The organism is Micromonospora sp. CPCC 206060 (assembly GCF_036906895.1).
Lineage (GTDB): Bacteria > Actinomycetota > Actinomycetes > Mycobacteriales > Micromonosporaceae > Micromonospora.
On the sequence record NZ_JBAKHU010000069.1, the window covers coordinates 1 to 12,881 of the forward strand.

At 74.7% G+C, this 12,881-nt stretch carries 4 protein-coding genes; all 4 read left to right on the forward strand.

The annotated features are described in order from the left end of the window. Nucleotides 1–333 precede the first annotated feature (333 nt). From V6U90_RS27490 to V6U90_RS27505, 4 genes are read left to right on the forward strand one after another with little or no spacing between them, the layout of a single operon-like run. Complete coding sequence (locus V6U90_RS27490) at nt 334–3,822, forward strand: AMP-binding protein (protein WP_334442658.1); 3,489 nt, start codon at nt 334–336, stop codon at nt 3,820–3,822. Next, a complete protein-coding gene (locus V6U90_RS27495) occupies nt 3,819–7,013 on the forward strand; it encodes a thioesterase domain-containing protein (RefSeq protein WP_334442661.1) in 3,195 nt (1,064 codons plus the stop codon). Before V6U90_RS27490 ends, V6U90_RS27495 begins: the two co-directional genes overlap by 4 nt. Next, nucleotides 7,010–9,343 (forward strand): lantibiotic dehydratase, encoded by a 2,334-nt coding sequence (locus V6U90_RS27500; RefSeq protein WP_334442664.1) that lies wholly within the window; start codon nt 7,010–7,012, stop codon nt 9,341–9,343. Before V6U90_RS27495 ends, V6U90_RS27500 begins: the two co-directional genes overlap by 4 nt. Further along, complete coding sequence (locus V6U90_RS27505) at nt 9,340–12,870, forward strand: amino acid adenylation domain-containing protein (RefSeq protein ID WP_334442667.1); 3,531 nt, start codon at nt 9,340–9,342, stop codon at nt 12,868–12,870. The genes V6U90_RS27500 and V6U90_RS27505 overlap by 4 nt, the downstream gene beginning before the upstream one ends. The last annotated feature ends 11 nt before the right edge of the window (nt 12,871–12,881 follow it).

Below are 12,881 nucleotides of genomic sequence, written 5' to 3' on the forward strand. Positions count from 1 at the left end.
CACCGAACTCGTCGCCGGCTGTCCCTGGCTACCCACCGGCGCAGCGACCACCTGACCAGTCACCGTTGCAGTACGTGACGGTGGCGTGTCAGACTGTTGGGCGGAGTGCTGGTCCTGCCGTGGAGTCTTCGGCACCCCTCCCCGAATGGACTAGATTCTTCGGTCAAACAGGCTACCTTCGATAGTTCTTTCGGCTGAAACACGCTCCTCGATCTTTGCTTACCGCGATCGAGCCCTATGCTGTCTCCACTGTAGAAATCCTGGGGGGGATCATGATTGCGGGCATCGGTCCGTGCTCGTCTGCCCGCGTCCGGGCGGCAATTCCGCACTGAAATGACAAAGGCTACAGTTATCGGCCGCTTCGTAGCAGCGGCGTACCGTCACGCTGCGCGTCCGGCGATTCTCGAATCCGACCTGTCGTTGACCTATGCCGATCTGTCCGACATGGCCGGCGGGTACGCCCGCGCGCTCGCCGGGGCCGGCGTCCGACCGGGGGACCGGATCGCGCTGCTGACCCCGCACGGCGCGCCGACCATCGCGGCGATCCTCGGCACCCTGGCCGCCGGTGGCGTGTACGTCCCGCTGGACCCGGGCTTCCCGGTCGAACGCCTCAGACTGATGTGCGCCGGTTCGGGCGCCGGCACGGTGCTCGCCCATCCCGGGCACGCGGCACTGGCTGCGGAGCTCGTCGGCCCGACCGGTCGGGTGGTCAGCACCGACCGGGCCGTACCCGGCACGCTGTCCCCGGTCGACACCGCCCCCGACGACCTGGCGTACGTGCTGTTCACCTCGGGCTCCACCGGAGCGCCCAAGGCGGTCGGGCAGACCCACCGCAACCTGCTGCACGCCGTGCAGAACCAGATCGACACCCTGGCGGTCACCCCCGCCGACCGGCTCAGCCTGCTGGCCTCGTTCGGGTTCGACGCCGCCATCCCCGATCTCTATCCGGCGCTGCTCACCGGAGCCACGGTCGTCCCGGTGGATCTGCGTCGGCACGGTCTGCCGTACGCGGCCCGGGAACTCGCCCGACACCGGGTGACCATCTACCACTCCACCCCGACCGTCTACCGCTACCTGCTCGGCACCGACCGGCTACCGGACGTCCGGGTGGTCCTGCTCGGCGGGGAACAGTCCACCTACGACGACGTACGCCGGGGCCGTGGGCACTTCGCCACCGACTGCCTGTTCGTCAACGGCTACGGGGCCACCGAGGTCACCTTCGCCGCCCAGTACCAGGTCCGGGGCGCCGACGTCGACGCCGACCGGACCGGCCCCCTGCCGATCGGCACGGCACTGCCCGGCTACCAGGTGACGACGCTGCCCGACACCGGCGAGCTGGTCGTCCGCAGCCACCACCTCGCACCCGGCTACCTCAACCAGACCAGCGACCGGTTCGGCACCGACCCGACCGGCGTCCCGGCGTACCGCACCGGTGACCTGGGCGCGGTGGACGACGACGGCCTGCTGCGCTGCCTGGGCCGCCTCGACCGGCAGGTGAAGATCCGGGGTTTCCGGGTCGAGCTGACCGAGATCGAGTCGGTCCTGGCCGCCCAGCCCGGGATCGTCGCCGCCCGGGCCATCGCCCGGGCCGGCGAGCTGCTCGCCTACGTCCGGCCGGCCCCGCCGCAGGCCGGTGGACCGGTCGCGGCCCGGCCCGACCCGGCCCGGCTGCGGGCCGCCCTGGCCGCCCGACTGCCGGACTACGCGCTGCCCCGCGCGGTGCTGGTGCTGGACGAGTTCCCGCTCACCGTCACCGGCAAGATCGACGAGCGGGCGCTGCCGGATCCGCCCCGCCCGGTCGCCCCCGCCGACCTCCCGCGTACCCCCACCGAGCAGGCCGTGCACGACATCTGGTCCGCCGTGCTCCGCGCCGACCGGATCGGTCGCAGCGACAGCTTCTTCGACCTGGGCGGGCACTCCCTGCTGCTCGGCGAGGTCCAGCAGCGGTTGACCGAGCGGTTCGGCGTACCCGTGCCGATGACCCGGCTCTTCGCCCACCCGACCATCGCCGCCCAGGCCGCCTTCCTCGACGGCACCGGCTCCCCGGGCAGCGGCACCGGTGGCCCGGTCCCGCCACCGCCGGCCAGCGCCACCCGGGAGTACACCGGCGACGAGATCGCCGTGGTCGGCCTGGCCGGACGCTTCCCGGGCGCCCCCGACGTGGCCACCCTGTGGTGGAACCTCTGCGCCGGGGTCGACGCCATCCACGACTACACCGACGCCGAACTGGCCGACCTCGGCATCGGCCCCGGTCTGCGCACCGACCCCCGGCACGTGAAGGCCGGGGGGTGGCTGCCCGGCGTCGCCGACTTCGACGCGGAGTTCTTCGGCTTCGGCGCCGACGAGGCGGCGCGTACCGACCCGCAGCACCGGATCTTCCTGGAGACCGCCTGGGAGGCGATGGAGGACGCCGGACACGACCCGGCGACCTTCCCCGGGCTGGTCGGGGTCTTCTCGGCGACCTCGGCCAACCGCTACTTCCTGTTCCACCTGATGGACAACCCGGCCGTCGTCGGCACCCCCGACCCGGACGACTGGGAGGCCCGGCTGGTCGCCCGGCAGTTCACCGACCACCTGCCCGGCCAGGTGGCGTACCGGCTGGGGCTGACCGGGCCGGCGGTCGCCACCCAGAGCGCCTGCTCCAGCTCGCTGGTGGCGGTCAGCCTCGCCGCCCAGAGCCTGGCCGACTACCAGTGCGACATCGCCCTTGCCGGCGGGGTCAGCGTCACCTGGCCGCGCTACCGGCACACCCCGGGTGGACTCGCCTCACCGGACGGTCGCTGCCGGGCCTTCGACGAGGCCGCCGCGGGCAGCGGGTTCAGTTCCGGCGCCGGCGTGGTGGTGCTGCGCCGGCTCGCCGACGCGCTCGCCGACCACGACCACGTGTACGCCGTCCTGCCGGGCTGGGCGGTCACCAACGACGGCGCCGAACGGGCCGGGTACGCCGTACCCGGACCGGCCGGCCAGGTCGCCGCGATCGCCGGGGCGCTCGCCGCCGCCGAGGTCGCCCCGGGTGAGGTCGGGCTGGTCGAGGCGCACGGCAGCGGCACCCCGCTGGGCGACGCCATCGAGGTCTCCGCGCTCAACGAGGTCTACCGGGGCGTCGCGCCGGCCGGCCGGTGCGCGCTCGGCTCGATCAAGACCAACATCGGGCACCTGGACGCCGGTGCCGGGGTGGCCGGGCTGATCAAGGCGGTGCTCGCGGTCCGGCACGGGGTGATCCCGCCGAACCTGCACTTCACCCGCCCGCACCCCGAGGTCGATCTGGACGGTGGCCCGTTCCACGTGCCGACCAAACCGGCACAGTGGCCCGACGCCGCCCGGCGGGTCGCCGGGGTCAGCTCCTTCGGCCTCGGCGGTACCAACGCCCACGTGGTCGTCGAACAGGCGCCCCCGACCGAACCGGCCGAGCCGGGCGGGGCCCGGGCGCACCTGCTGCCGCTGTCGGCGCGTACCCCGCAGGCGCTCCGCGCGGCGATCACCCGGCTGCGTCAGCACCTGGTCACCGAGGCGCCAGCGCTGGCCGACGTCGCCTACACCCTCGCCGTCGGCCGGCGCGCGTTCGGCTGCCGGGCGGCGGTCGTCGCCGCCACCCTCGACGAGGCCGTCGCCGCCCTCGACCGGCTGCTCGACACCGGCGACGACCTGGCCGGCGGGCCCGCCGAGCCGCTCACCCTCGCCGGCCGCTGGGTCGACGGCGAGGACGTCGACGGCGAGGAGCTGTACCAGGGCGGGACCGGCCGGCGTGTCCCGTTGCCCACCTACCCCTTCCAGCGCGACCGGTACTGGATCGATCCGCCACCCAAGGAGGGCCAGCGGTGAACTGGTTCGTCTCCGCCGGAGCGCGCCCTGCGGCTCCGGTCCAGTTGTTCTGCCTGCCCTACGCCGGGGCCGGGGCCAGTGCGTTCCGCACCTGGCAGGCCGAGTTCGGCGCCGGGGTCGAGGTACTGGCCGTGCAGTTGCCCGGCCGGGAGAACCGGATCGCCGAGGACCCCCGGTTCACGGTGGCCGACGTGGCGACCGCGATTCTCGGGCGCGCCGACCGGCCGTACGCCATCTACGGCCACTCGATGGGCGGCCGGGTCGGGTTCGAGGTGGTCCGGGAACTGCGTCGGCGCGGCGCGGAGCTGCCGTTGCGGCTCTACGTCGGTGGGGCCCGCGCCCCGCACCTCACGGCGGCCAGCCTGTTCGACGGACTGTCCCGGGTGGACGACGACGAGCTGCTGCGCCGCCTGTCCGACGGCGGTGGGCTGCCCGCCGGGGTGCTCGACCACCCGGAGCTGGTGGACCTGCTGATGCCCCTGCTGCGGGCCGACTTCGGCCGTGTCGACGAGTACACCTACCTGCCCGGGGAGCCGCTGCCGGTACCGATCGTGGCGTTCACCGGCACCGGGGACCGGGCGGTCAGCCGGGAGCAGAGCGCCGCCTGGGCGCAGCACAGCGCCGCCGGGTTCACCCTGCACGAGTTGGCCGGCGGGCACTTCTTCCTGCACGACGCGCTGCCCCGGCTGGCCGCGCTGATCAGCGCCGACCTGCACGCGGCGGTCACCGGCAGCGCCACCGCCACCGCCACCGCCACCGCCACCGGCAGCGCGGCGCCGGCCGGCGCCGGGACCACCGGAACCGCCACGGCACCGACCGACGGCGTCGGGGTGACCCCGGTGTCCGGCGACCGACCGGTCGACGCCGGACCGACAGCCGGCAGGCACCGCATCCCGCTCGGCGACACCGGCTGGTCGGTGTGGCGCGACGCGATCCTGCGCAGCACCGGTTTCCCCGCCGACGGGCTGACCGAACTCGCCGCACCGGCGGCCGCCGCCGCAGCCGACCAGCTCATCGCCACCGGTGCCGGAGCGGACCTGTTCGACAAGGAGTTCGCCGAGGCGTTGCAGGCCGGCGGCGCGCGGTTGACCGCACTGGCCGCCGACCGGCTGGTGCGGGAGGCGGTCACCTGGCAGAACACCAACGCGCTGCCCGCCCTGGACGGCCTGGTCGCCGCCGGGCCCGACGCGCCCCGCAACGTACGCCGCCGGGACCGGGAGAAGTCGCTGCTGAAGTACTGGCAGCGGTACTGCGGCAAGAACGAGACCGTCGGGTTCTTCGGCCCCTCCTGCTGGGTCCGGCTCGACCCGGACGAACCCCGGGCGGCCGTCGTCGTACCCGGGCCCCGGCTGACCCGGCGCCGGTGGGTCGTCTTCGAGTCGTGGGCGCTGGCCGCGTACGCCGACACGATCGGTGCCGAGCTGGCCGTCCGGCGGTGGTGGCCGCCGATGCTCTGCGCCCACCTGAGCCTGGTCGACCGGACCGTCCTGCGTCCCAACCGGCCACCGGTGCCGCTCTCCCCGGCGGAGGCCGCGCTGATCGCCCGCTGTGACGGAAGGCGTTCCGCCGTCGAGGTGGTCGCCGACCCGGCGATCGGCCTGCGCCGTCCGGAGGACGGATACGCCATGCTCGAACGGCTCGTCGAGCGGGAACTCGTCAGCTGGGACGCGGGACTACCGGTCAGCCCGGACGCCGAGCGGGTGCTCGCCGGGCGGATCGACGCCATCGGTGACGATGCGGCGCGGGCCGCCGCCCGGGCCGGCTTCGACCGGCTGTGCGCCGCCCGGGACGCGGTGGCCGACGCGGCCGGCGACCCGGACCGGCTGCGCGTCGCGCTCGCCGCCCTGGACGGGGAGTTCACCGACCTGACCGGCCAGCCGCCGCGCCGCCGGGTCGGTCAGATGTACGCCGGCCGGACCCTGGTCTACGAGGACACCAGCCGTGACCTCGACGCGGTGATCGGGTCTGCCCTGCTCGACAGCATCGCCGCCCCGATGGGGCTGCTGCTCCAGGCCGCCCGCTGGATGGTCACCGCACTGCGGGACGCGTACGGTGCGGTGTTCCGTCAGCTCTACGACGAGTTGGCCGCCGAGGCGGGCGACGCGCCGGTGTCCTTCGCCGACCTGTGGTACCTCACCCAGGGCATGTTCTGGGGCAGCGGCGAGCGGCCGGTGGACGAGGTCGCCGCCGAGTTCGCCCGGCGCTGGGCGGGTCTGTTCGGCCTCGCCGACGTCCCGGCCGGTACCACCGAGATCCGGGTCTGCGTGGCCGACCTCGCCGACCGGGTCGCGCAGGTCTTCCCGGCCGGCCGGCCGGACTGGACCGGCGGCCGGTTGCACAGCCCCGACCTGCAGATCTGCGCCACGGACGCGGACGCCCTGGCTCGGGGCGAGTTCAGCGTGGTGCTGGGCGAGCTGCACGCCGCCTGGCCGTCGTTCGACTGTGAGGTGTTCACCCCGTCGCACCCCGACCCCGAGCGGCTACGTACCGCGCTCGCCGAGGACCTCGGCGAACGGCGGATCCGACTGCTCTTCCCGAACGACTGGCCGCGCCGGACCAGCCGGGTGGCGGAGAGCCTGGTCGGCCCGACCGACCGGCAGCTCGCCTTCCTGCCGGCACCGGGCGCCGACCCAGACCGGGTGCTGCCGACGGTCGACCTCACCGTCTCCGAGGTCGACGGTGAACTGGTCGCCACCGCCCGCGACGGTGCCCGGTGGACGTTGACCGAGATGTTCGCCGGTCTGCTCTCCGCGCACGCCGTGGACGGGTTCAAGCTGGTCGCGGCGGCGCCGTACACGCCCCGGATCACCCTGGACGACCTGGTCGTCGCCCGGCAGACCTGGCGGACCACGGTCGGCGCGAGCGGCCTGGCGGACGTCACCGCCGAACGGGACCGGTTCCTCGCGGTCCGCCGGTGGCGCCGGGACCTCGGCCTGCCGGAGCGGGTCTACTTCAAGATCGGCACCGAGACCAAGCCCTGCTTCGCCGACCTGAGCAGCCCGTTCTACGCATCGCTGCTCTGCGCGATGGTCCGCGCCGCCCGCAAGGAGGCCGGTGACGACGTGTCGCTGGTGCTCAGCGAGATGCTGCCCACCCCGGATGCGGCCTGGGTGCCCGACGCCGAGGGCCGGCACTACTTCAGCGAACTGCGACTGCACATCTTCGACGCCGACGACAGGAGCGACCGGTGACCCACCGCTTCCCCCTCGGCGACACCGGCTGGACGGTGTGGCGCGACGCCGGGCTGCGCTCGGCGGGGTTCCCCGTCGCCGGGCTCGACCAGTTCGCCGCACCCGAGGCGGCCGCCGCCGCGGACGCCCTGCTGGCCGCCGGTAACGCCGGCGACCGCGACCTGACCGACGCCTTCGACAAGGCGCTGGAGGTGGCGCTCGCCGACGGCACCCGCGCGGCCAACGGGATCGCCGCCGACCCGCTGCTGCGTGAGGCGGTCACCTGGCAGAACCGCTCCGCCCTGATCGCCCTCGACGGGCTGCTCGCCACCGCCGGCAGCCCCAGCCGGGGCTGGCGCCGCCGGGACCGGGAGAAATCCCTGGTCCAGTACTGGCAGCGGTACTGCGGCAAGAGCGAGACCATCGGCTACTTCGGGCCGGTCTGCTGGGCCACCGTGTCGGAGTCGGCGGCGCGGACCGAGGTCCGCCCGGGGCCGGGACTGGTCCGGCTCCGGCGGGTCTTCTTCGAGGCGTGGGCGCTGATGGCGTACGCCGACGCGCTCGGCGCGGACCTGGCGGTCCGCCGCTGGTGGGCGCCGGTCCTGCCACCACACCTGACCGTCGAGGGCCGGCGGCTGCGCCGCCCACTGCGGGCGCCGGTCGAGCTGACCCCGGTCGACGCCTGGCTGCTGGCCCGCTGCGACGGGCGGACCAGCGCCGCTGACCTCGTCGAGCGGCTACGCGCCGAGGCGGAGTTCGGGGTCCGCTCCGACGCCGACGGGTTCCTGCTGCTCGACCGGCTGGTCGAACGGGAACTGCTGACCTGGGACGCGGCCCTGCCGAACAACCCGGACGCCGAGGCGGTGCTGCGCGAGCGGGTGGCCGCGATCGGTGATCCGCCGGTGCGCGCCGGGGCCGAGGCGGCCCTGGACCGGCTCTGCGCCCGGCGGGACGCGGTGGCCGCCGCAGCCGGCGACCCGGACGCGCTGCGGGCCGCGCTGGACGCGCTGGACGCCGAGTTCACCGCCGTCACCGGCGCCGAGGCCAGCCGCCGGGGCGGCCAGATGTACGCCGGCCGGACCCTGGTCTACGAGGAGACCACCCGCGACGTCGACCTGGTCGTCGGTTCCGCGGTGCTCGACGCGCTCGCCGCGCCACTGGCCATCGTGCTGCGGGCGGCCCGCTGGCTGACCGCCGAGTTCGGGGCGGTCTGCGAGCGGGTCCTCGCCGACCTGTACGACGAACTGGCCGCCGACGGTCCGCTGCCGCTGGCGGACATCTGGTCGCTGGCACAGGGGCTGCTCTTCGTCGCCTCCGGTCCCACCTCGACGGTCGCCGCCGAGTTCACCGCCCGCTGGTCGCAGCTGTTCGGACTGGACAGCGTCGACCCGGACCAGGCGGAGCTGCGGCTGGACAGCGCCGAGCTGGCCGAGCGGGCGGCGGCCCTGTTCGACGCCGAGTACCCCGGCTGGCCATCGGCCCGGATGCACAGCCCGGACATCCAGATCTGCGCCACCGACGTCGAGGCGATCAACCGGGGCGACTTCCTGCTGGTCCTCGGTGAGCTGCACCCGGCGTACATCCCGTTCGACTGCGCGGTCTTCTCCCGGTTCCACCCGGACCCGGCCCGGTTGCGCGCCGATTTGGACGCCGATCTGGGTCCGGCCCGGATCCGGGTGCTCTACCCGGAGAGTTTCCCCCGGCAGACCACCCGTACCGGGCACGGGTTGACCGGCCCGGCGGACCGGCAGCTCGGCATCGACACCGCCCGGGGCGCGGATATCGACCGGCTGGTGCCGGCCACCGCGGTACGGGTGGAGAAGGTCGACGGGAAACTGGTCGCGGTCCTGCCCGACGGGGCCCGGTGGCCGCTGATCGAGGTCTTCGCCAACCTGCTCGGCTCGCTGCTGCTGGACAGCTTCAAGCTGATGGCCCCGGCCGCGCACACGCCCCGGATCACCATCGACCGGCTGGTGGTGTCCCGGCGGAGCTGGCGGACCACGGTCGGCGAGACCGGCCTGACCGAGGCGACCGGCGACCGGGACCGGTACCTCGCCGTCCGCCGCTGGCGGGCCCGGCTCGGCCTGCCGGAGCGGATGTTCGTCAAGGTCGGCACCGAGACCAAGCCCTGCTACGTGGACCTCAGCGGCCCGCTGTACGCGCAGGCGCTCTGCACCATGCTGCGCAACGCCGCCCGGCACGGCGGCGACGTCGGCGTGGTGGTCACCGAGCTGCTGCCCGACACCACTCAGGCCTGGCTGCCGGACGCCGCCGGTCGCGGGTACGTCAGCGAGCTGCGGTTGCAGATCACCGATGAAGCCACCTACCCGACCAGCGGAGACCTCTCGTGACCGACACCCCCGCCAGCACCACCGTGCCCGGCGTGGCGCTGCCGTATCCGGACGCCACCCTGGCCGAGCTGATCGTGGCGCAGGCCGCCCGTACCCCGGACGCGGTGGCCGTGCGGCAGTGGGACCGCCAGCTGACCTACCGGGAGCTGGTCGACCAGGCCACCGCGCTGGCCGCCGTGCTGCGCGGGTACGGCGTGGTGCCGGAGACCCGGGTGGGGATCTGCGCCACCCGGCGGCCGGACCTGGTCGTGGCGGTGTTCGGGGTGCTGCTCGCCGGTGGCGCCTACGTACCGCTGGAGCCGGGCGGCCCGCGCGAGCGGCGGCGGGAGATCGTCGCCGACGCGCAGGTCTCCATCGTGGTCGGTGACGCCGCTGCCGCCGAGTTCGCCGACCCGCCGCAGCTCCGGGTGGTGGGGCTGCCGGTGACCGAACCGGCCGCCGGTATCCCGGTGGTCGGCGCCGGCCCGGCCATCCCCGACAACACCGCCTACGTGCTCTACACCTCCGGCTCCACCGGCCGGCCCAAGGGTGTGCTGGTCACCCACCGCAACGTAGTCGAGTACGCCATCGGGTGCGCCGCGACGACCGGGGTGGACACCGGTACCCGGGCGGTGGCCATCGCCTCGCTCGCCTTCGACGCCGCCGTCATCGACCTGTTCGTCCCGCTGCTGGCCGGCGCCTCGGTGCAGCTGGTGCCCGCCGAGGACCGGGCCGACCCGGCCCGGCTGCACCGGTTCATCGCCGAACACCGGGTCGACTGGGGGTTCAGCAGCCCCACCATGCTCGCCCTGCTCGACCCGGCGGCCCTGCCGACCTGGCGTACCGTGCTCTGCGGTGGGGAGGCGGTCCCCGCCGAGCTGGCCGCCCGGTGGGCGCCCGGTCGGCGGTTCGTCAACGCGTACGGGCCGACCGAGGCGACCGTGGTCGTGGTCACCGGTGAGCTGACCGGGGTGGAGAGCGACCCGGTGCCGATCGGGCTGCCGGTACCCAACCACCGGGTGCACGTCGTCGACGCCGACCTGCGTCCGGTCCGCCCCGGCCAGACCGGTGAACTGCTGGTCGGCGGGCCGGGCCTGGCCACCGGGTACCTCAACCGGCCCGGGCTGACCGCCGACCGGTTCATCCCCGACCCGTTCTCCGCCGCGCCGGGGGAGCGGCTCTACCGCACCGGCGACCTGGTCCGCCAGCAGCCCGACGGGCGGCTCGTCTACCTCGGCCGGACCGACCGGCAGGTCAAGATCCGGGGCCAGCGCATCGAGTTGGGCGAGATCGAGACGGTCCTCGCCGGCCACCCCGGGGTGCAGCAGGCGGTGGTGGAGGTGGTGGCCGGCCCGGCCGGCCCCGAACTGGTCGCCTTCCTCGCCCCGGCCGACGCCCCCGACGACGCCGAACTGCGGGAGTACACCGCGACCCGGCTGACCGGGGCCATGCAGCCGGTGCGGGTGCTGCGCCTGGCCGAACTGCCGGTCAGCCCGCTCAACGCCAAGATCGACCGACCCGCCCTGCGGGACCTGGCCGCCCGGACCGCCCCGGCCGCCCCGGCGGCCGACGACCTCGGCGACGACCGGCTGCTGCGCACGGTCGCCACCGTCTGGCAGCGGGTACTCGGCGCCGCGCCGGCCCGGGACACCGACTTCTTCGCCGTCGGCGGCAACTCCATCGCCGCGATGCGGCTGGTCGCCGGCCTGCGTGACGAACTGGACCGGCAGGTCGAGGCGGAGGACCTGTTCACCGGCCGGACCCTGGCCGGACTCGCCGAGCGGGTGGCGAAGGCGGCACCGTTGCCCGGTCGGGAACTGACCACCGGCAACCCGCCCACCCTGTCCCCGCCGCAGCGCCGGCTCTGGTTCGTCGACCAGCTCGCCCCGTCCAGCGCCCCCTACAACATCGCACTGGCCAACCGGGTACGCGGCCCGCTGGACGTGCCGGCCCTCGGGGCGGCACTGCGGGCCGTCGCCGAACGGCACGACGTGCTGCGCTGGCGGGTACCGCAGACCGCCGGGGTGCCGTACGCGGTCTGCGAGGAACCCACCGACATCGCCGTACCGGTGGTGGACCTGACCGGCAGCGCCGACCAGGCCACCGAACTGCGGACCATGCTCGCCGCCGGTGCCGGCCACTCCTTCGACCTGGCCACCGGTCCGGCCTGGCAGGTGACCGGGTACCGGCTCGCCGCCGACGACCACGTGGTGGCGGTGACCCTGCACCACGCGGTCTTCGACGGCTGGTCCCAGGCGGCCCTCTACACCGACCTGGCGGCGGCGTACCGCACGGCGCTGGCCGGTGACCGGCCGCAGTTGCCCCCGCTGCGGGCCGGGTACGCCGACTACGCGGTCTGGCGGGCCGAGCGGGACCGCCGCCGGGGACCGGCCGACCTGGACTGGTGGACCGGGCACCTGGCGGGCGCCCCCACGGTGCTGGACCTGCCCCGGGACCGGCCCCGCCCGGCCGTGCAGACGTACTCCGGTGCGGAGGCGGCGGCGGAGTTCGACGCGTCCACCGATGCCGCCGTGCGTGCCCTGGCCGCCCGGCTCGGCACCACCCCGGCCGGCGTGCTGCTCGCCGGCTTCGGTCAACTGCTCAGCCGGCTCACCGGGGTCGACGACCACATCGTCGGTGCGGTGGTGGCCGACCGTCGGCTGGCCGAGTTCGACGACGTGATCGGCTTCTTCATCGACACCGTGCCGGTCCGGCTGCGTACCGCCGGGCTGAGCTTCACCGAGCTGGTCGGGCGGTGTGCGGGGGAACTGCGGGAGTCCACGGAGCACCCAGGGGCGCCGCTGGAGCGGATCGTGGAGGCGCTCGGCGTGGGTCGGGACACCTCCCGGGCGCCGCTGATCCAGGTGCTGTTCAACGTCCTCAACTTCACCGAGCCGAAGCTGGAACTGCCCGGCTGCACGGTCGAGCCGGTCGTGGTCGACAAGCCCGGGTCGCCGTTCGACATCACCGTCTACGTGGTGCAGCGGGCCGGCCGGCTGGCCGTCGAGGTGGTCTACAACCCGGACCTGTTCGACGCCGACCGGATCGACGCCCTGCTGACCGACCTCGTGGCGCTGGTGGGGGAGCTGGTCGCGGCCCCGGAACAGCCCGCCGGGCAGGTCGCACCGCACCTGCCCCGGCCGGCGGTGCGCACCGCCCGGCTCGGCGCGATGACCGTCGCGGCCGGCGAGGCGCCCCGGCCGGTGGTCCCCGCCGGCCCGGACGCGCTGACCGACACCGAGGCACTGATCGCCGCGACCTGGCGGGAGGTGCTCGGCCGGGACCGGGTCGGCGTCACCGACAACTTCTTCGACATCGGCGGCCACTCCATGGCGTTGGCCGCCGTGCACGCCCGGTTGACCGCCGAGATCGGCCGGTCGATCCCGATGCTCGACCTGTTCCGCTACCCGACGATCCGCGCCCTCGCCGCCAACCTGGACGGCGCGGCGGACCGGCCGGAACTGGCCCGTGCCGCGATGCGCGCCGCTGCCCGTCGCAACCGTCCCCGCCGTACCCCACCCCGTCGACCCACCGGCACTGCGGAATGAAGGAACATCAG

What these genes read in the sequence shown, in the direction of transcription:
- V6U90_RS27490 (WP_334442658.1), top strand. Translation starts at nt 334, where the DNA reads ATGACAAAGGCTACAGTTATCGGCCGCTTCGTAGCAGCGGCGTACCGT.